20 protein-coding genes are annotated in these 18867 nt (G+C 58.3%); 11 read left to right on the plus strand and 9 right to left on the minus strand.

Features of this window, described 5'->3' with window-relative positions:
• Positions 1–203: 203 nt before the first annotated feature.
• The 5 genes from AC2FIZ_RS07845 to AC2FIZ_RS07865 form a co-directional block, all read right to left on the minus strand.
• Positions 204–983: an SDR family oxidoreductase gene (locus tag AC2FIZ_RS07845; protein ID WP_496701012.1), complete on the minus strand. Its 780-nt coding sequence runs from the start codon at positions 981–983 to the stop codon at positions 204–206.
• A 16-nt stretch (positions 984–999) separates the two neighbouring features.
• The gene (locus tag AC2FIZ_RS07850; protein WP_142635277.1) at positions 1000–1962 is read right to left on the minus strand and encodes a calcium/sodium antiporter; all 963 of its coding nucleotides are present in this window, start codon (positions 1960–1962) and stop codon (positions 1000–1002) included.
• Between the two features lie 168 nt (positions 1963–2130).
• Positions 2131–2928, minus strand: coding sequence for a S49 family peptidase (locus AC2FIZ_RS07855; protein ID WP_142635281.1), 798 nt, complete (start codon positions 2926–2928; stop codon positions 2131–2133).
• Between the two features lie 113 nt (positions 2929–3041).
• A complete protein-coding gene (locus AC2FIZ_RS07860; RefSeq protein ID WP_271948588.1) occupies positions 3042–3803 on the minus strand; it encodes an ABC transporter permease in 762 nt (253 codons plus the stop codon).
• Positions 3800–4729, minus strand: coding sequence for an ABC transporter ATP-binding protein (locus AC2FIZ_RS07865; RefSeq protein WP_496689100.1), 930 nt, complete (start codon positions 4727–4729; stop codon positions 3800–3802). The genes AC2FIZ_RS07860 and AC2FIZ_RS07865 overlap by 4 nt, the downstream gene beginning before the upstream one ends.
• A gap of 154 nt (positions 4730–4883) precedes the next feature.
• On the opposite strand from AC2FIZ_RS07865, the gene AC2FIZ_RS07870 reads away from it, so the two are divergent.
• On the plus strand, positions 4884–5978 hold the full coding sequence (locus AC2FIZ_RS07870; protein ID WP_496790860.1) for a CaiB/BaiF CoA transferase family protein: 1095 nt from the start codon (positions 4884–4886) through the stop codon (positions 5976–5978).
• Here the strand turns inward: AC2FIZ_RS07870 and hemE are convergent.
• A complete protein-coding gene (gene hemE, locus AC2FIZ_RS07875) occupies positions 5975–7009 on the minus strand; it encodes a uroporphyrinogen decarboxylase (protein ID WP_271948582.1) in 1035 nt (344 codons plus the stop codon). The genes AC2FIZ_RS07870 and hemE overlap by 4 nt on opposite strands.
• A 107-nt stretch (positions 7010–7116) precedes the next feature.
• On the opposite strand from hemE, the gene hemC reads away from it, so the two are divergent.
• Together hemC and AC2FIZ_RS07885 are read left to right on the plus strand one after the other, a co-directional pair.
• On the plus strand, positions 7117–8076 hold the full coding sequence (hemC, locus tag AC2FIZ_RS07880; RefSeq protein WP_271948580.1) for a hydroxymethylbilane synthase: 960 nt from the start codon (positions 7117–7119) through the stop codon (positions 8074–8076).
• Positions 8077–8545: 469 nt separating this feature from the next.
• Positions 8546–8947, plus strand: a complete 402-nt coding sequence (locus tag AC2FIZ_RS07885; RefSeq protein WP_142635290.1) for a carboxymuconolactone decarboxylase family protein — start codon at positions 8546–8548, stop codon at positions 8945–8947.
• A 130-nt stretch (positions 8948–9077) separates the two neighbouring features.
• Here the strand turns inward: AC2FIZ_RS07885 and AC2FIZ_RS07890 are convergent, their stop codons facing one another.
• The 3 genes from AC2FIZ_RS07890 to ubiA all read right to left on the minus strand — a co-directional run bounded on the left by AC2FIZ_RS07890 (position 9078) and on the right by ubiA (position 12325).
• Positions 9078–9398, minus strand: a complete 321-nt coding sequence (locus tag AC2FIZ_RS07890) for a hypothetical protein (protein ID WP_142635291.1) — start codon at positions 9396–9398, stop codon at positions 9078–9080.
• Positions 9399–11297 carry an OmpA family protein gene (locus tag AC2FIZ_RS07895; protein ID WP_142635292.1) on the minus strand — a complete coding sequence of 633 codons (1899 nt, stop codon included), beginning with the start codon at positions 11295–11297 and terminating at the stop codon, positions 9399–9401. It abuts the gene before it with no gap.
• Between the two features lie 65 nt (positions 11298–11362).
• Entirely contained in the window at positions 11363–12325 is a 963-nt protein-coding gene (ubiA, locus tag AC2FIZ_RS07900; protein ID WP_142635293.1) for a 4-hydroxybenzoate octaprenyltransferase, read from the minus strand.
• A 12-nt stretch (positions 12326–12337) separates the two neighbouring features.
• Between ubiA and AC2FIZ_RS07905 the strand changes: the two genes are divergently transcribed.
• From AC2FIZ_RS07905 to AC2FIZ_RS07940, 8 genes are all read left to right on the plus strand, one after another.
• Positions 12338–13063, plus strand: a complete 726-nt coding sequence (locus AC2FIZ_RS07905) for a 16S rRNA (uracil(1498)-N(3))-methyltransferase (RefSeq protein ID WP_496790861.1) — start codon at positions 12338–12340, stop codon at positions 13061–13063.
• Complete coding sequence (locus AC2FIZ_RS07910; RefSeq protein WP_281972604.1) at positions 13060–13908, plus strand: GNAT family N-acetyltransferase; 849 nt, start codon at positions 13060–13062, stop codon at positions 13906–13908. Before AC2FIZ_RS07905 ends, AC2FIZ_RS07910 begins: the two co-directional genes overlap by 4 nt.
• Positions 13905–14432: a hypothetical protein gene (locus AC2FIZ_RS07915; RefSeq protein WP_281972603.1), complete on the plus strand. Its 528-nt coding sequence runs from the start codon at positions 13905–13907 to the stop codon at positions 14430–14432. Before AC2FIZ_RS07910 ends, AC2FIZ_RS07915 begins: the two co-directional genes overlap by 4 nt.
• 65 nt (positions 14433–14497) lie before the next feature.
• Positions 14498–15868 (plus strand): glutamate--cysteine ligase, encoded by a 1371-nt coding sequence (locus AC2FIZ_RS07920; protein WP_281995270.1) that lies wholly within the window; start codon positions 14498–14500, stop codon positions 15866–15868.
• 70 nt (positions 15869–15938) lie between these two features.
• Entirely contained in the window at positions 15939–17012 is a 1074-nt protein-coding gene (gene pheS / locus AC2FIZ_RS07925; protein ID WP_281995269.1) for a phenylalanine--tRNA ligase subunit alpha, read from the plus strand.
• A 78-nt stretch (positions 17013–17090) separates the two neighbouring features.
• On the plus strand, positions 17091–17333 hold the full coding sequence (locus AC2FIZ_RS07930) for a hypothetical protein (protein ID WP_271948563.1): 243 nt from the start codon (positions 17091–17093) through the stop codon (positions 17331–17333).
• 255 nt (positions 17334–17588) lie between these two features.
• A complete protein-coding gene (locus tag AC2FIZ_RS07935) occupies positions 17589–18380 on the plus strand; it encodes a CE1 family esterase (protein ID WP_496790863.1) in 792 nt (263 codons plus the stop codon).
• Positions 18381–18446: 66 nt separating this feature from the next.
• Complete coding sequence (locus AC2FIZ_RS07940; protein ID WP_281995266.1) at positions 18447–18854, plus strand: cupin domain-containing protein; 408 nt, start codon at positions 18447–18449, stop codon at positions 18852–18854.
• The last annotated feature ends 13 nt before the right edge of the window (positions 18855–18867 follow it).

Here is an 18867-nt window from a genome sequence, read left to right on the forward strand (position 1 = left end):
TGTGCAGATAACTTTTGTGGGGCTTGAATTTTCCCTTGTTTCATTAAGGATTCCTTGATTTGCTTAAAAAATAGGCACATATGTAATCTATTGAATTTAAACAGTAAAAATTTCTACACATGGCAAGTGTATGAAAAAAAAGACATTTTTGTAACGGATTGATAACAGAAATGAGAGCGGTGCAAAACTTCCAGCACCAAACGTTATTCCACGCCCAGAACATCCGGTGTCTGCCACCCCAAATGCTGTCCGCCATCCACGCAGAGAATCTGGCCGGTGACCGCATGAGCATCCAGGAAATACCCAAGTGCAGCGGTGATGTCAGAGGGGTTTGACCCACGTTCCAGAATGGTGTTGGCGCGCTGTGCTTTGAAGTGATCTTCGGATTGCCTGTGACCCTGCATCGTCGGTCCCGGTCCGATGGCATTGACGCGGATCGCCGGGGTTAGCGCCTGAGCTGCGGTACGGGTCAACGCCCATAGCCCCATTTTGGCGACGGTGTAGGACATGAATTCGGGCGTCAGTTTGCGGACCCGCATGTCGACCATATTTACAATCAGGCCCGTTGCCAGCGGCTCGCCCGTATCATCGGTTTCAGGTTCCAGACCCTGTTCAGCCATCGCCTGAGTCAAAACGAATGGCGCCCGCAGGTTGCTGTTCATGTGGCGGTCCCAGCTTTGCCGGGTGGCCGTGTGGATGTTGTCGTATTCAAATATCGAAGCGTTGTTGACCAGGCAGGTAATGGGTCCGCCCAGCGCCTCGGATGCGCGTGGCAGCAGGGCAGCCACGCTTGCTTCTTCTAACAGGTCGGCCTGCAGAGCTACAGCATTGCGGCCTAGGGCCCTGATTTCAGCGACAACCTTAGATGCCTCTTGTTCAGAGGAGGCGTAATGGACCGCCACGTCGTACCCACGCCCGGCCAGATAAAGGGCCATTGCCCTACCAAGGCGAATTCCGGCACCGGTAACTAGGGCTCGGGTCATGCGGCCTCTCTTTGTGTCACACCAACAAGGAAATAACGTAAACCGCGTAAAGGCTTGTCAACAGAATTCCCCATCCGCGGGTGATATCCCGTTTGAAAAATACAAAGGGGACCAAAAGGAGTGATGCGCCCAGCATGACCCAAAGATCAAATCGCAGGAATTCTGGATCAACAGGAATGCGCCCAAACAGGGTTGCAATGCCGACGATGGCCAACAGATTGAACATGTTGGACCCGATAACATTGCCCAATGCGACATCGGCTTGTCGGCGCAGTGCTGCCATAACTGTGGTCGCCAGTTCCGGCAGAGAAGTTCCCACCGCTATAAGTGTCAGTCCGATTACAGTCTCGCTGACGCCGTAAGTGCGGGCAATGATTGTAGCGTTGTCGACCAGAAGATGTGCGCCCATCGGCAGGCCTATCAGTCCGAGCACCAGGTAGACTGAAATCTTCCAATAGGGCATGTCTGGATCGGCTTCTTCCAAGCCATCAAAATCGTCATCCTCGGCGCAGGCTTTGCCACAGGCCTTGCGATGGGCATGGGCTTCTCGGAAGGCGGTCCATAGAACAAAGCTGAGAGCAGCCAGCAAAATCGCGCCGCTGAACAGGTTGAACACGCCGCAGAAGGCAAGGCCGATGAACAGAACGGTTGCCAGCAACATGAACACATAGTTCTTGCGGCTGTCACATTCGCTGGTGTGCAGCGTGGCAAGCAGCGCAGGCAGGCCCAGCACCAGCAGGATATTGGCCGTGTTCGACCCCACAACGTTACCCAGGGCGATGCCCGGTGCGTTTTCCTTAATTGCGCTGATTGCAATCAGAAGTTCTGGCGCCGAGGTGCCGAATGCCACGATCGTCAAACTAACGATCAACGCCGGTACTCCAATCCGCAGGCTGAGGTTCACGGCACCGCGTACCAGCGCATCACCCGCCAGCAACAGGATCAACAAACCGAGACCGGATAACAGCCATGCCGTCATGCGCGGCCTCCTTTTTCGCAGGCACAGGGACCTTTACCGATCCTGAACCGATGACAGCGCGGGCATCTTGCGGATTGCAGTTTTTTCTGCCCCGGGAACCGCAGTTTGCCGAACATTGCCAGGACGCCCATGGCAATCAAAAAGAGGGTCACGATCTTGATAATCACGCTACAAACCGAAACGTGCGTATGCGGCACGCTCCTCAAGTCCGGCAACCGCGTCCTGTGCCAAGGAGGCGCCGAACCGTGACCAGAATGGCTTGCGCAGCCCGTAACGGCGGAATTTAACTTTATCGCCAAACCGGTCCTGCATTTTGGGTTTGAGATGAGCGATGCCGTCGATCAGGCCAAGTTCATGCGCGCGGCGTGCCAGCCAGACTTCGCCAGTGAACAGATCAGCACCCGTTTCAAGCTTTGCCCCGCGTCGTGCTTTGACATGAGCAGTGAAGTTCTCGTGGATATCGCGTAGCAGGCCTTCAAGCCTTGCGACATCTTCAGGTTTTTCCGGGGCAAAGGGATCCAACATGGATTTCGAATGGCCCGCCGTGTGCACTCGCCGTTCGAAACCCTGCCTCTCAAGGAAGAGATGTGCGCCGAACCCCGAAGAGATCACGCCAATCGAACCCAGTACCGAACTGTCATCGGCGTAAATCTCATCAGCTGCCGCTGCCAACCAATAGCCACCCGAAGCTGCCACATCCTCGACAAATGCGAAGACGGGAACATCCAGTTCTTTCGACAGACGCTGAATGCGCGCACCGATCAATGAACTTTGGACCGGGGATCCGCCGGGCGAGTTGACCTCAAGCGCGACGGCGGCAGGTTTGCCTTTGCGAAATGCTTTTTCGAGAACCGGCGCCAGAGTTGTGTCAGACATCGACCCGCGCCCGGACATGCCGATTGCACCCGATAAGCGCACGACCGAAACGGTTGGCTGTTTTTTGAGAAACGGCAGGCTGACCTTCATGGGTGCCGATGTAGAGTGCGCCCACGCGGTAAACAAGGGAGCGGCTGACCGTTATCGGTCGCGTGGACGTATTTACTGAAGGTGATGGGCAAAAATGCAACGCCGTCCATGGCCTAACTCCGGATGCGCCAGCCAGTTTTGAAGATCCATCCGATGATGCCCAGACACACGCCGGTAAACGCCAGTATGGCCAAAAGGCTGAACATGATCGGCACATCGGCCAGGCCGTAAAACGACCAGCGAAAGCCCGAGATCAGATAGACGACCGGGTTGAACAGGGTGATGGTCTGCCACAGCGGGGGCAGCATCGAAATCGAATAAAAGGTACCGCCCAGAAAGATCAGCGGTGTCACCACGAGTTGCGGAACCAAAGACATCTGCTCGAAATTGCTGGCCCAGATGCCGATGATGAAGCCCAGCAAGGAAAAGCTGAGGCAGGTCAGGACTAGAAATGTCACCATGGCAAGCGGGTGTTCAATACGCAAATCCACAAAGAATGCAGAGGTCACAAGGATCACGACACCCACAAACAGCGATTTTGTCGCCGCCGCTCCGACGTAGCCGATGACGATCTCGATGAAATTCACCGGCGCCGAAAGAAGCTCATATATCGTTCCCAGAAACTTTGGGAAATAGATCCCGAAAGAGGCGTTCGAGATCGACAGCGTCACAACAGATAACATGACCAGCCCCGGAACGATGAATGCGCCATAGGAGACGCCTTCGACCTCTTGGATGCGGCTGCCGATCGCCGTGCCAAAGACAACGAAATACAGCGATGTCGACAGGACCGGAGATATGAAGCTTTGCGCAAGGGTGCGGAAGAACCGGGCCATTTCGAACCGGTAGATGGCAGTAATGGCGGACCAGTTCATGTGGCTTCTCCCGACACCATATTGACAAAGATCTCTTCAAGGCTGGACTGACGCGTTTGTACATCGCGTAAAATCAGTCCGGCCTCGGCCACATCGTTCAACAGGGTGGTGATGCCAGTGCGGTCGGCATTTGTGTCGTAGGTATAAACCAACGTGTCACCCTTGCCGTTGAGTTTGAGGTTATGCGCTGACAGGCTGTCGGGGACGGTTTCAATGGGCTCGGTCAGCATGACTTCGATCTGCTTCTTCCCCATCTGAGACATCAACGTGTCTTTGTCCTGGACCAGCAGCAGCTCACCCTTGTCGATGACGCCGACACGGTCGGCAATGGCCTCGGCCTCTTCGATATAGTGGGTGGTTAGAATGATGGTGACACCGGCCTGCTTCAACTCGGCCACGATTTCCCACATGTCTTTGCGCAGTTCGACATCAACACCTGCGGTCGGCTCGTCCAGAAACAGAACACGCGGCTCGTGTGCCAGCGCTTTTGCGATCAGAACCCGACGTTTCATACCGCCCGATAGTTCTTTGATCGCGTTTTTGCGTTTTTCCCACAAAGACAATTTGCGCAGAATTTCTTCGATACGTGCGTTGTTCTGCCCAAGCCCGAACAGCCCGCGCGACAATCGCACAGTGTTCCAGACCTTTTCAAAGGGTTCGAGCGCGATCTCCTGCGGAACCAAACCGATCATCCGGCGGGCTGCGCGAAAATCAGTCTGGATATCGTGGCCGCCGACGGTCACGCTTCCTGAGGTTGGCGTCGTTATTCCACACACCGTCGAAATCAGCGTGGTCTTGCCTGCACCGTTGGGACCAAGAAGAGCCAGGATTTCTCCCTGCTCGATGTCCAGAGACACGCCCTTTAGCGCCTCAAAACCTCCGGCATAGGACTTTCGCAAATCCCTGATGGACAGAATTGTTGTCATGCGCCTCCCCCGTTCTGGCGGCGACACTACCCTGCGAGTCAGCCACAGAACAGGCCCAATTCACACATTTTGCTCAGCTTTCCAATTGGCCTTTCCAGTCCGGGCTTGCATTTCCTGGCTGGCCCCGAAACCCTGCGCGGGCAGGAGGACTGGTATGTTAAGTGGAATTCGGATCATCGAAATCGAGGGCCTGGGCCCCGGTCCCTTTGCCGCCATGCTGTTGGCCGATCTCGGTGCAGATGTGATCACCATCCACCGCAAGGGGCAGGCCGCGACTCCGGGCATGCCCGAACAGTCAGTTCTGGATCGGGGTAAGCGCTCGATCAGCCTGAACCTCAAAGACCCGGCCGATCTGGATGTGGCCCGGCGCCTGATCGCCACGGCTGATGCACTGATCGAAGGGTTTCGACCCGGTGTGATGGAAAAGCTGGGCCTTGGCCCTGATATCTGTCGCGATCTGAACCCAAAGCTGATTTATGGCCGTATGACGGGTTGGGGACAGGACGGCCCCTTGTCCAAGAATGCCGGGCACGATCTGAACTATATCGCACTGTCCGGGGCGCTTTGGTATGCGTCGCAACCGGACCAACCGCCGCAAACCCCGGCCACTTTGGTGGGTGATATCGGTGGCGGTGCCATGTATCTGGTCGCGGGCATTCTGGCCGGATTGCTGAATGCGGCACGCACAGGAAAGGGCACGGTCGTGGACGCCGCTATTTATGACGGCTCGGCCCATATGATGAACCTGCTGATGAGCCTGCGCCAAACCGGAAACCTGTCAGATACTCGCGGACACAGCCTTCTGGACGGTCCCCATTGGAGCCGAACCTATGCCTGCTCTGATGGTGGATTTGTGGCGGTGCAGTGCCTGGAGCCGAAATTCTATGCCGAGTTCCTGCAGATATTGGACCTGTCTGGCGATCCCGAATTTCGGCAGCAATATGATGCTTCCACCTGGCCCGCGCTGACCCGGCGGCTGGCTGAAATCTTTGCTGGCAAACCACGTGATCATTGGGCGGCGCTGTTTGCAGCAAGTGACGCCTGTGTTGCACCGGTGCTCAACCCGTCCGAAGCGCAGAACCATGCCATGAACACAGCACGCCAGATCTGGCGTGCCCCCGACGGTATGCTACAGGCCGCCGCCGCGCCGCGGTTTTCCGAGCGGGAGTGGAAGCCCAGACCCAGCCCGCGCCGCGGAGATCATACACAAGACATACTGGCCGAGCTGGACGCCCGACCCAAAGCCTAGCGGTTGCGCACTGCGTCGATCATACGCTGAACGTTGTCGGGATCGGCATCGGGCGTGATGCCATGACCCAGATTGAAGATATGCGGCCCTTTGGAGAATGCATCGACAATCCGCCGGGTCTCGTCCACCAGCGCTTGACCGCCGGTCACCATATGCGACGACGCCAGATTGCCCTGTACGCAACCATCCACCTGGACATGCTCAGCGCCCCATTCCGGCGAGACCGAATTGTCCAGCGCGACGCAATCAACCCCCGTGGTTTTGGCGAACCCGATATAGCCATCTCCGGCCTCTCGCGGGAATCCGATCACCGGGATGCCGGGGTGACGTTCCTTGATGGCCTGGGTGATTACGCGGCACGGCTCGACCGCATATTTGCGGAACGCCTCACCCTTCAGCGATCCGGCCCAGCTGTCGAATATCTTGACTACCTCGGCGCCTGCCTCGATCTGGGCTGAAAGATATTCGATCGTGGCCAGCGTGATCCGGTCCAGCAGCGCTTCGAACAGCGCAGTATTCCCCTCGCGCAGCGCATGGGCGGGGCCTTGATCCGGGGTGCCGCGTCCGGCGATCATGTAGGTCGCCACTGTCCACGGCGCGCCAGCAAAACCGATCAAGGTTGTCTCGGACGGCAACTCCTGTGACAGGATGCGCACTGTCTCATAGACTGGCGAGAGTGTTTCGTGGATATCCTCGACCGATTTCAGCGCATCAAACTCGGATTGCTGCGTGATGGTCGACAAACGCGGGCCTTCACCGGTGACAAACCAAAGATCCGCACCCAGCGCCTGTGGTACCAGCAGGATATCCGCAAACAGGATAGCTGCATCGAACCCATAGCGACGGATCGGCTGCAATGTGACTTCGGCCGCAAGCTCGGGATTGTAGCACAGCGACAGGAAATCCCCGGCCTGCGCGCGCGTTGCACGATATTCTGGCAGATACCGCCCGGCCTGGCGCATCATCCAGATCGGAGGCACATCCTGCACCTGTCCTGCCAATGCCCGCAGCAGTTTCTTTGTTTCGGCCATCTCTGCCCCCAATCGTCTGGTTTGTGGCAACGGGTCTTCCTTCGGCGGCAATTTGTCAAGCTCTGCCCCCATTGTCAGGGCAATGTGACGCGACTAAAGCTGTGTCCATGACATTGACCCTGCCTTCACCCGCCTCACCGCTGAAAATCGGCACCCGTGGTTCGCCCCTGGCGCTGGCGCAAGCCTATGAAACCCGGCAGCGGTTAGGCACAGCCTTTGATCTGCCCGAAGATGCATTCGAAATCGTGGTGATCAAGACCACCGGCGACAATCGCGCGATGATCGACGCGGACCGCCCGCTGAAAGAGATCGGCAACAAAGGCCTGTTCACCAAGGAAATCGAAGAAGCGATGCTGCGAGGTGATATCGACATCGCTGTGCATTCGACCAAGGACATGCCGGTCGAACAGCCCGCGGGTCTTGTGTTGGACACGTTCCTGCCGCGCGAAGATGTGCGCGACGCTTTTATTTCGCCCAGCCTGAACTCTATTCATGACCTGCCCAATGGCGCGGTGGTTGGCACCTCGTCTTTGCGCCGCCGGGCTCAGCTGTTGAACCGGCGCCCTGACCTGAATGTGGTTGAGTTCCGTGGCAACGTGCAAACGCGCCTGAAGAAACTGACCGATGGTGTAGCGGATTGCACGTTTCTGGCGATGGCAGGTATCCGGCGCCTGAATATGGACGACGTTCCCGCAACTGCTATCTCGCCCGAGGATATGCTGCCCGCTATTGCACAAGGTACAATCGGTATCGAACGCCGCAGTGACGATCCCCGTGCTGCAGGGATGTTGGAGGCAATTCATCATAGCGAAACCGGGTATCGACTTTTGGCCGAGCGCGCCTTGCTGGCCGCGCTTGACGGGTCCTGCGAGACTCCGATTGCCGGGCTTGCTGATATCAGCGGTGGCATTCTGCGCCTGCGCGGAGAAGTCCTGCGCCCGGACGGGTCTGATTCTATCGCCGAAGACGCCACTGGCGTGATTGGTGATGGTGCAGAAATGGCGCGCGCAATGGCCGAAAAACTACTGACAAAGGCCGGCCCCGGGTTCTTTGATTGGAAGAATTGAAGATAAATTTATTTAATGTGAACTAGTTCACTGTCGCGCTCTCAAAGATCAGGCATTAAGGATGCACACCGATTGAGAAATCGGGTTGGTCTCGAAGAAGTCGAAAGTTTTTGTTAGTCTGTCCATTTTTAAGTGGTATTCGAGGGGGCGAGACCAAACCCCGACATTCAGTCAGTAAGGGCCGCTGTCTCATTAAGACGGCGGCCCGTTTACTTTTGGGTGTCTCAAATAGCCGCGACGTCTTGAACCGCTTGCACAATCGCAGCCCGCTGGTGAAGCGATGTCAGTACATATAATTGCCTGTCTTCAAGACTGGATGCGCGGGGCAGTGGAATGATCCTCGTGCCAAGGGGCTAGAAAATCCGTCGCATTTTCTTATCCGGTGTAAAGTGCAAGCGTTGATAGTACCTGTAAGAGGCGTAGAGTGCTTCAGCACACCGCTTCATTGTGACGATTACCGGAGACCAAGATGGCCGAGACTTTCGACGAAGATCTGTTCCTCAGAGGGCTGGAGCAACGCAAAAGCACCCTGGGCGCGGAATATGTTGAGAAAAACCTGGCCGCCGCCGACGATTTTACCCGGCCGTTTCAAGAGGCAATGACCGCTTGGTGCTGGGGTTTCGGCTGGGGCGACGATGTGATCGACGCCAAGACCCGGTCAATGATGAACCTGTCCATGATCGGCGCCCTGGGCAAGATGCACGAATGGGAACTCCACTGTCGCGGCGCCATCAGCAACGGCGTCAGCAAAGAAGAAATCCGGGCCATTATTCACGTGATCGGCATCTATTGTGGCGTGCCGCAGGCGCTGGAATGCTTTCGTGTCGCGCGCAAGGTTCTGGACGAGGCAGAGACAACCTCTGAGACATGATCATGAATTGAGCTGTGCCCAAGCTTCATCAAGCTGAGTGGATTTTCGGGCTCGGTTTGGCAGGTGGCTGAAACACACAACGGCGCCCTATATTTGCGGGTGTCGCAAGTTGCCGATTCCTCTGGTTCTCTTAGTCCGCGTTGTTTATCCGGCCGCGTAATTCTTCGGCCTCCTGCCGCGCGGCGCGCAACCCGTCCATGGCAGCGCCCAGTTCCGCCTCGGTCTGGGTGAGCTGATTGGTTAGCTCGGCCTCGCGCTGTTGCAGATAGGTGATGGCCTGATCGCGGGTTTCTTCGGCCTCATGCAATTCCTGGCTCATGCGATCCAGATCGGCGACGTCGCTTTGGCGAACACGAGACAGACGATGGGCCAGCCAGTTGGCGAACCACCCCATGCAGAAGGCTGCGAACAGGATGATGGCGGTGGCAATGATGAATTCGATTCTGTTCACTTACTGATCCCCTGCGCCGGTATCTGCGGCGTCTTCTGACGTCTCTGTCTCGGCCTCCAGCGCCTCAAGCCCAGTCTCGGAATTGGCAATGGGTTCAGGCCGGATCAGGCGAAATTCAATGCGACGGTTTTCTTCTCGGCCTGCCTCGGTATCGTTGTCTGCGATCGGTTGCGTTTCACCATATCCCACGGCCGAGTAGCTTGACGTTGGGATGCGGCGTCCGCGCAACTCATTCAGGATCGACTGAGCCCGCGCCTGGCTGAGTTGCTGGTTCATCTCTTCGCGGCCCTGACTATCTGTATGGCCCTGAATTTCAATCCGGATGGGGCCGCATTCGCGCAGAATCTCGGCGATCTGATTGACGGTATCGCGTGAATCCGCGGCAACCGTGGCCGATCCCGGTTCGAATGCGATTTTGCTGCTGGCCTGAACTTCGGCAAGCTGGTCTTCGCACAGCTCTGGGTCGGGCAGGCTGTCTGCGGGTTTCGGCGGCTCTTGATAGGTGATCGAAAGGGTGAAACCTTTTGCATCCCCAAGCTTTTCCGACAGCAATCCGGCGATACGGGCTTTGGCGTCCGGGTCGTAGCTGACCCCGCTGAGAGAAACGTCGTCAGGGGTAACAGTCAGAGCGCCGTTATGCAGCAGAGACAACGCTTCCAGCCCCGCCAGAACACGAACCGGCCAGTCTGCGGGTAAGTCGGAGGCGATGCGGGTGGCGGTATAAACCTGTTCCGATCCAAATGCCGCGCGGGCAAAACTGTCGGCCATGTCGCGCGATGTCTCATTGCTCAGACGACCGCGCATTTGGACCAGCCCTTCGGGGCTGCGCGTGGTCGAGAACTCGGGGGGGCCGGTGGATTCGGCGGTTTCGGGTTCGGGCAGGACGGCGTGCAGGGCGAAAACCTCGGGCAGCGCATTTTCCAGCTCGCCCACCACACGGTCAAAGACCCCAGCCTCTGTTCCTTGCGCCGCCACCAGCGTGATATCCGCATCCGAAATCGTGACCGAACCCTGACCAATCTTGGACAGGGCGCGAATGCTGAGCGTTGCCGCTTCGGGCCAACGGGGTGAGGGCACGCCCAAACCGATTGTACAGTTAAACGGACCAGCAAGGCCTGCTTCTTTGGCAGCAGCGACGATGGCATCCCGCGCTTTTTCATTCTGGGCCGAGCAGGCATCGAACTGGCCGCCGTTGGCATCAATCAGGTAGCGCAGTGTAAAGGGGGTGATTACGGGGCGCGGAGCCGAGATCGACAACCCGATTCGCAAACTGGGAGGTGCTGCGCGGGTCAGGCTCTGTTCCAGTCGTTCTTTTTCCCGCAGGCTGTCTGCAATGGCGGTGATTTTCACCAAACCGGGGCTGGCCGATATTTTGGCACGCGGCAGGCGGGTCAACGCTTCGAGCGCATAGTTCAACGCGTCGTCCCAGCCTTCGGGTATAGGGTAATCCGCCGTTTCCATCAGGTCCGAAACGGTGTCGCCGTCCATCCGGCGCAACCTTTCGATCAGCTCGCTGCGGTCTTGGCTTGCGGGTATCAGACCAATAATCGAAATACCGCTGTCGTTTCGCAAAATTTCAGCGGAAAAGCGCGGTGCTGCCAGTTGCCGGGTGGGGGCGACCTGCATGTCGTCAATAACGCGTGAGGTATCAACCTCGGTCCCGGCTGCGGTCAGCGCATTGAACCGCGTTGCTTCGTCAATGGCTATGCCGGTCAGGACAACGCGCAGGCCATCGGATTCGACTTCGGCCCAGTCATGCCCTTTTAGGTCAAGCGCACGCCGCACGGCGAGTTCCGACGCTTCTTCAACTTTGGTTACCGCATATCCTGCGGCCACAAGCGATAGGCTGGCCGAAACGAGGAATATCAGGGAGGCAGCTAGGAAATAGGGCAGGCGCATGTGCGGGCAGACGACTCCTGAAGTTATTGAGCAGGACTCTTACAGAGGCCCGCGCCGAGGTGCAATCAGAGCAACCCAGCAATGCAAAGGAAGATCAGCGGAATAAGGCCGGTATCCCGGTTGGCCCGGAAAAGCTGCAGCAATTTGGCGTTGTCTTCAGTGTCCAGCCCACGCAGTTGCCACGTCATATGCCATCCCATCGCCCAAGGTCCGGCAAGTGCAACGAACATGGCTGTAATTGGGGCCTGCCGCGTCATGGCGTCTATAATGGCCAGCGCCATTAGGGATACAGTGGCGACCAGGAAATACTTTAACCAATGCGCAGTATTTGTCCCGAACAGGCGGGCGGTGGATTTGATACCGATCAACTCGTCATCCTCGGCGTCCTGATGCGCATAGATCGTGTCGTAGAACAGCGTCCAGGCGATGCCGGCCAGGTACAGAGTGATAGCCGGGCCGCCCACCGTTCCGGTATGCGCGGCCCAGGTCAGCAGGATGCCCCAGTTGAAAGCCAGTCCCAGAAATACCTGTGGCCACCAGGTGAACCTTTTGGCGAAGGGGTAGACAGCGACGGGCAACAGGGACAGCACGCCCATGGCGATGGCGGCTTGGTTGAAGCTCAGCAGAACTAACAATGCCAGCAGGCATTGCAGCACCATCCAGATCGCGGCCTGCCGAACACTGACCTGCCCAGAAGGGATCGGGCGCGACCGGGTCCGTTCCACTTTTGCATCAAAGTCGCGGTCCGAAATGTCATTCCAAGTGCAGCCCGCGCCGCGCATCAAAAAGGCACCGATGGCACAACCGATGGCGATCCAGAGGTCCTCCCACCGCGGGGTGCCGTCGCTGAGGATGGCCAGCGTCAGTCCCCACCAGCAGGGGATCAGCAGCAGCCATGTGCCGATAGGCCGATCAGCCCGGCTCAGCCGCAGGTAAGGGCGCGAGAATTCCGGCGCATAGGTGTCGACCCAGTTGCCGCTGACCGCATCAGCGACCTGACCGTCTGGTGTTGGCGCATTGCCTTGCATATGTAAGGTCTCATGAGTGCAAAGATCAGACTGTATGTAGAGCACCCTTTGGGTCCGGGGCAATCGGTAGAATTGACGCGCGAGCAGGCACATTACCTGTTCGGTGTCATGCGCCTGGCTGTGGGGGGGCAGGTTGCCTTGTTTAACGGACAGGACGGAGAATGGCAGGCCGAAGTGGCCGAAGCGGGAAAGCGTTGCGGTGTACTGACCTGTGTCGAACAGACCAAACCGCTGCAACGGCCACCTGACCTGTGGTTCCTGTTCGCCCCGATCAAAAAGGCACGCACCGATTTCATCGTTGAAAAGGCGGCGGAAATGGGTGCGGCGCGGATCATGCCGGTGCAGACAGAATTCACCAATTCCGAACGTATCCGCCAGGACCGCTTGCAAGCCCATGCGGTCGAGGCCGCCGAGCAATGCGGCGGTACATTCGTGCCCGAGGTCGCCGATCTGCAGCGGCTGGACCGAGTTCTGGATGGCTGGCCCGAGGGGCGTCAACTGATGTTTTGTAACGAGGCCGAGGTCGGCTCGGCCCTGCGCCTGGCGGCGCATGAAAAGGGGTTGCCATGGGCGATCCTTATCGGACCCGAGGGCGGCTTTTCCCAACGTGAACGTGCCCGGCTGACCGCCTTACCCTATGCCCATGTCGTCAGTCTTGGCCCGCGTATCCTGCGCGCGGATACTGCAGCCGTTGCGGCTCTGACCATGTGGCAGCAGGCGTTGGGGGACTGGTCATGATTTGGCGTCTCGCGCAGGAGGCGGATGTACCGAAGATCGACCAGTTTCTAATGCGCCACATTCAGACGTCGATGTTCCCCTTGGCCAATCTGCGTGATTTTGGATTGCGGGGCACGGACCGACGTGCCGTTAATATCTGGGTGTTGGGCGACGATCCCCGTGCGGCGTTCTCCATCACGAATGAGGGCATGGTTTTACCGCAATGTCCCGATTGCACAGATGAAGAACTGGCCGCTGCGATTGATCTGATCCGGGGGCGTGCCTTGTTTGGAATGGCGGCTGAGGCAACACAGGCCCGCCGGATCATGCGTCTTGCGGGGTGGGAGGATCGGCCGGCAACGCTGAACAGCGATGAACCGGGTTTCACGCTGGATTTGGAACAGCTTACTATTCCGGATGCTACAAGCGCAGAATTGGTGCCTTTGGGTGCGTTTGATCGTGAAATCGTCGAAAGGTGGCGGTCTGACTACCTGATCGAAGCAATGGAATTCAATTCGTCACGAGCGCAAAAACAGGCTGGCTTGGATTGCGACGCCTATACCGCACGTGATTCTCATCGTGTGTTGCTGGTCGACGATCAGCCTGTCGCCATGACTGGTTTTAACGCGCGCTTGCAAGAAGTCGTGCAGATTGGTGGGGTCTTTACACCTCGTGAAATGCGCGGCCGTGGATATGCGCGTCTGGCCGTCGCGCTGCATCTGGAGGAGGCGCGCCGTACAGGTGCGAAACGCGCGGTTTTGTTTGCGGCTTCCGATTCCGCTGCGCGTGCTTATATCGGTATCGGTTTTCAATCCGCGGGGCAGTACTCGCTCATCCTGTTCATAAACCCAGAGGATACCGCATGAGTTTCATCCGACCCGAAGCGAAACTGGCCCTGTGGCGCTGGCGCGAAGTGCTGGTTGCCGGTGTCATTCTGTTGGTTGGCCTCAGCTGGATCAGCGGCCCGGGTGGGTTGCTGGGCTGGTTGGGCTGGGTTTTGGTGGCGGTGTCGCTTGCACTGGCCGTGATCGGGGTTCAGCGCGCCAGGTTTCGCACCGGCGTCGGTGGCCCCGGAGTTGTGACCATCGACGAAGGCCAGATATCCTATTTTGGCCCGCTGGACGGTGGCATGGTAGCGACGCGGGAAATCGAACGGTTGGCGTTGGATCCATCCTCGAATCCGGCGCATTGGGTGTTGGAACAGCCTGGCCAGCCGACGCTTCACATTCCTGTGAATGCCGAAGGGGCCGAAGCGCTGTTTGACGTGTTCTCGGCGCTGCCGGGGTTGAAAACAGAACATATGTTGTCGGAATTGAACGGTGGGGCCGTACATCCCGTAGTAATTTGGGAGCGTCAGTCGATGCGCCCTGCGCATATGCGGTTGCATTGACACCGCCCTCGTTTGCGACCACGACTGACCAACAAGACAGACACATCAGGATCGGAGCACGGTTCATGTCCATCCCCCAGTCCGGCGGCGGACCGATCGAACGCCACGAGCAACTTGCCGAATATCTGGAAGCGGGCTGCAAGCCCAAAGCCGATTGGCGTATCGGAACCGAACATGAAAAGTTCGGCTATTGTAAAGACTCACTGAAACCGCTGCCATTCGAAGGCACGCGGTCGATTGTGGCGGTGCTTGAAGGGCTGCGCGACCGGCACGGCTGGGCCGAGGTGCGCGAAGCGGGCCACCTGATCGGTCTGGAAAAAGACGGCGCCAATGTCAGCCTTGAACCGGGCGGTGCACTAGAGCTGTCTGGTGCGCCGTTGGAGACGATCCACGAGACCTGCGACGAGGTGAACACCCACCTGCGCGAGGTTAAGGATATCGCTGATGAAATCGGCGTGGGCTTTATCGGTCTGGGCGCGGCCCCGATCTGGACCCATGAGCAGATGCCTCTGATGCCCAAAGGCCGTTATCGGCTGATGAACGATTACATGGAAAAAGTAGGCTCCATGGGCCGCGCCATGATGCGGCGCACTTGCACGGTTCAGGTCAATATCGACTTTGGGTCCGAGGCAGACATGGTGCAGAAACTGCGCGTGGCGCTGGCTTTGCAGCCTGTGGCGACTGCGCTGTTTGCCAACTCGCCATTTTTTGAGGGTAAGCCCAACGGCCAGAAAAGCTGGCGCAGCCATATCTGGCGGCATCTGGACGATGCACGCACCGGTATGTTGCCCTTTGTGTTCGAAGAAGGCTTTGGGTTCGAGCGCTACGTGCAATACGCGTTGGATGTGCCGATGTACTTTGTCTATCGCGATGGCCAGTATATCAACGCGCTGGGCATGTCCTTCCGCGATTTCCTGCAGGGCAAACTGCCCGCGCTGCCTGGTGAAACACCTACCCTGTCTGATTGGGCCGATCACCTGACCACCGCCTTCCCCGAGGCGCGGATCAAGAAATTCATGGAGATGCGCGGCGCGGATGGTGGCCCTTGGCGGCGTCTGTGTGCGCTGCCTGCCTTCTGGGTTGGCCTGACCTATGATCAGGGCGCGCTGGATGCGGCCTGGGATCTGGTCAAGGGCTGGGATGCCGAAACGCGCGAGGAACTGCGCGTTCAGGCGGCCGTCAATGGCCTGCAGGCGCAGGTTGGCGACATCAACATGCATGATCTTGCCCGCGAAGTGGTTGCGATCTCGGAAAGTGGTCTCAAGGCCCGGGCCTATCCCGGCGCAGGTGGTCTGGTTCCCGATGAGACGCATTTCCTGAATGCGCTGAAGGAAAGTCTCGATACCGGCAAGGTTCCAGCGGATGAGTTGCTGGAACACTACAATGGCGACTGGAACGGCGATCTGACTCGAATTTATCCCGAATACAGCTATTGACCCACCGCGTCCCGCTTGCATTCGCGGGGCGGGGCCGATAGCAGGTTGGCGACCAAATTCAGAGGGCGTCATGGACGATCTTAAGGCAAAATATCTGGGGCAGATCGCCGAGGCGGGCGATGAGAACGCGCTTGAGGCGATCCGCGTCGCCGCCGTGGGCAAAAAGGGCGAGGTCGCGCTGAAGATGCGCGAGCTGGGCAAGATGACCCCCGAGGAACGTCAGGTCGCAGGCCCCGCGCTGAACGCCCTGAAGGATGAGATCAACTCGGCGCTGGCCGCCAAGAAAGCCGGTCTTGCCGATGCCGCGCTGGATGAACGTCTGCGCACCGAATGGCTGGACGTTACCCTGCCGACGCGCGCGCGCCGCCAAGGCTCGATCCACCCGGTCAGCCAGGCGACCGAGGAGCTGACCGCGATCTTTGCCGAACTGGGATTCTCGGTGGCCGAAGGGCCGCGGATTGAGACCGATTGGCACAATTTCGACGCGCTAAACATCCCCGGCCACCACCCCGCGCGGGCCGAGATGGACACGTTCTATATGCACCGTGCCGAGGGCGACGAGCGCCCGCCGCATGTGCTGCGCACCCATACTTCGCCGGTCCAGATCCGCTCGATGGAGCTGCAGGGCGCGCCGATCCGCATCATTTGTCCGGGCGGCGTTTATCGCGCTGATTATGATCAGACCCACACGCCGATGTTCCATCAGGTCGAAGGGCTGGCCATCGACAAAGACATCTCGATGGCGAACCTGAAATGGGTTCTGGAAGAGTTCGTGAAAGCGTTCTTCGAAGTCGACGATGTCGAACTTCGTTTCCGCGCCTCGCACTTCCCCTTTACCGAACCGTCGGCAGAGGTCGATATCCGCTGTTCCTGGGATAACGGCCAGCTGAAGATCGGCGAGGGCGACGACTGGATGGAGATTCTGGGCTCGGGCATGGTTCACCCCAAGGTGATCGCCGCCGGTGGGATTGATCCGGACGTCTATCAGGGCTTTGCCTTTGGTATCGGCATCGACCGTCTGGCGATGCTGAAATACGGCATTCCGGATTTGCGGGCGTTCTTTGATAGCGATCTTCGGTGGCTGCGCCACTACGGCTTTGCGGCGCTGGATATGCCGAACCTGCATGGTGGTTTGAGCCGGTAGGTGTATCCACTAGGCGTATATCTGGCTCGATACATCGAATGGTGGCGCCGCCGTGTAGCCAATGCTCCCTTTTTGTGGATGGTTGGAATAATTGTTGCGGGAAACTTTCTTCAATATTTGGCTATCCGTTTCTTCGGATCGGTTTTTGCGTGGGCATTACCAATTGTAGGGCTTGTTCTACTGCCCGGCCTTTGGGCGTCTTTTTCGATTTTTTCAAATAAAATGAACCAAATGAAAGAGGCGCAAAGGCAAAAAGATATGAGTAAAAAACTCATTGATGAATACGCAAAACAAAAAATCGAAGTAGTCTCCTCTGTCTAGTTCAGGCTTTGAATTGCAAAAAACTGGTGCGGAGCAAAGGCCGATAGGCCGCCGCGCCATCGCCAGACCGCCCGCACGGGCTGGCGATTTGTCTCAGCTAGCGCAACGCTCGAACAGCGCACGGATTTGGCTAAGATAAACTGCCCTCCACAGCCCAAGGATCGCCACCCCACGGTCTGGCGATAGCGCGGCTTGTTTCAGCCTCCCACGGGGTTGTGACGTGACTTCGTGCGCTGGCCGGGTAGGCTCCGAGTTATGTTCCGGATTCTGACCTGCCTGTTTTTCCTTCTCCCGCTCAAAGTTGCAGCAAATGGCTGCCATGGTGACACGGCCTGCCCACTGGGCGACCGCTCATACCATGTGCTGGAGCCTGACGGCTGGGACGGCAAAAGCCCTCTGCCGGTATTGCTGCACTTCCACGGATGGGCGCGGCAGGGGGATGTGGTGGTCAACCACGAAAGGATCGCAGGGGCCACCAAACTGCGCGGCGTGCTGCTGGTGGCCCCGAACGGGCGCGGCAAAAGCTGGGATTTCTGGACGTCTGACACTGATGACGTCCCCTTTGCCGATCGCGTGCTAGAGGATGTGGCGGCGCGCTATCCCATCGACCCGGATCGCATCTATGTCTCGGGCTATTCCTATGGCGGCGCGATGGCGTGGCGCTATGTCTGCCAATCCGGCAATGACATTGCGGCCCTGCTGGCTGTGGCTGGCAGCATTCGCCAGACCGAAGATTGCCCGCAGGCCCCGCGTCAGGTGCGCCATGTGCATGGGCTGGACGACACGGTGATGGATTTCCCCGTGGGTCCGGGCGGGGACACGACCTATCCGGTGGCGCTGTGGCGGCTGAAACTCGACTGCAATGGCGCGACGCCGCTTGGTGATTGGAGCGTGAAACCCTTCCTGACCCTGAGCCGCGTGGAGTGGACCGATTGCGCGCAGGGGCAGGTTACGTTGGACACGCATCCGGGCGGGCATTTCATCCCGCATGGCTGGATCGGCTGGCAGTTGGATGAGCTGGCCGGACGAACACCAGTCTATCCCTGACCGGTTTGACAGCCCTTTGCATCCGAGGTCATTTGCGCAGGCCATCTGACCAAGGAGCCTTGCCCGATGAAACCCCTGCTGGTGACCGCCGCGATCCTGACCGCAACCTCTGCCCTGGCGCGCGACGCCTATCCGCCTGTTGATGTGTTGGTGCAAACGGACAAGTCCGTGATCGGAGAGCCACTGGAATACCCGGACGGCATGCCGCAGATCACCATGGCCATCATCACCATGCAGCCGGGTCAGGTGACCGGTAGTCACCGGCATAATGCTCCGCTGATGGCCTATGTGCTGGAAGGGGAAATCACTGTCGATTACGGCGCGGCGGGGACAAAGACCTACAAAACCGGTGATGCCTTTGTCGAAGCGTTCCGATCCCCGCATGTGGGGGCGAATACGGGCGAAAGCATCGCGCGGATTTTGGCGGTGTTTGCCGGATCGGATAGCGTCGCCAACACAGTTGCCGAACAGTAGGTGATCATGTGGC

This window comes from Ruegeria sp. CDSB022 (assembly GCF_059611145.1).

Coding starts and splice junctions, on each gene's coding strand:
- AC2FIZ_RS07920 (WP_281995270.1), top strand. CDS start 14,498: ATGTCCATCCCCCAGTCCGGCGGCGGACCGATCGAACGCCACGAGCAA.
- AC2FIZ_RS07845 (WP_496701012.1), bottom strand. CDS start 983: ATGACCCGAGCCCTAGTTACCGGTGCCGGAATTCGCCTTGGTAGGGCA.
- AC2FIZ_RS07935 (WP_496790863.1), top strand. CDS start 17,589: ATGTTCCGGATTCTGACCTGCCTGTTTTTCCTTCTCCCGCTCAAAGTT.
- AC2FIZ_RS07915 (WP_281972603.1), top strand. CDS start 13,905: ATGAGTTTCATCCGACCCGAAGCGAAACTGGCCCTGTGGCGCTGGCGC.
- AC2FIZ_RS07905 (WP_496790861.1), top strand. CDS start 12,338: ATGAGTGCAAAGATCAGACTGTATGTAGAGCACCCTTTGGGTCCGGGG.
- AC2FIZ_RS07855 (WP_142635281.1), bottom strand. CDS start 2,928: ATGAAGGTCAGCCTGCCGTTTCTCAAAAAACAGCCAACCGTTTCGGTC.
- AC2FIZ_RS07895 (WP_142635292.1), bottom strand. CDS start 11,297: ATGCGCCTGCCCTATTTCCTAGCTGCCTCCCTGATATTCCTCGTTTCG.
- AC2FIZ_RS07885 (WP_142635290.1), top strand. CDS start 8,546: ATGGCCGAGACTTTCGACGAAGATCTGTTCCTCAGAGGGCTGGAGCAA.
- pheS (WP_281995269.1), top strand. CDS start 15,939: ATGGACGATCTTAAGGCAAAATATCTGGGGCAGATCGCCGAGGCGGGC.
- hemC (WP_271948580.1), top strand. CDS start 7,117: ATGACATTGACCCTGCCTTCACCCGCCTCACCGCTGAAAATCGGCACC.
- AC2FIZ_RS07850 (WP_142635277.1), bottom strand. CDS start 1,962: ATGACGGCATGGCTGTTATCCGGTCTCGGTTTGTTGATCCTGTTGCTG.
- AC2FIZ_RS07865 (WP_496689100.1), bottom strand. CDS start 4,729: ATGACAACAATTCTGTCCATCAGGGATTTGCGAAAGTCCTATGCCGGA.
- AC2FIZ_RS07870 (WP_496790860.1), top strand. CDS start 4,884: ATGTTAAGTGGAATTCGGATCATCGAAATCGAGGGCCTGGGCCCCGGT.
- AC2FIZ_RS07930 (WP_271948563.1), top strand. CDS start 17,091: ATGGTTGGAATAATTGTTGCGGGAAACTTTCTTCAATATTTGGCTATC.
- hemE (WP_271948582.1), bottom strand. CDS start 7,009: ATGGCCGAAACAAAGAAACTGCTGCGGGCATTGGCAGGACAGGTGCAG.
- AC2FIZ_RS07860 (WP_271948588.1), bottom strand. CDS start 3,803: ATGAACTGGTCCGCCATTACTGCCATCTACCGGTTCGAAATGGCCCGG.
- ubiA (WP_142635293.1), bottom strand. CDS start 12,325: ATGCAAGGCAATGCGCCAACACCAGACGGTCAGGTCGCTGATGCGGTC.
- AC2FIZ_RS07910 (WP_281972604.1), top strand. CDS start 13,060: ATGATTTGGCGTCTCGCGCAGGAGGCGGATGTACCGAAGATCGACCAG.
- AC2FIZ_RS07940 (WP_281995266.1), top strand. CDS start 18,447: ATGAAACCCCTGCTGGTGACCGCCGCGATCCTGACCGCAACCTCTGCC.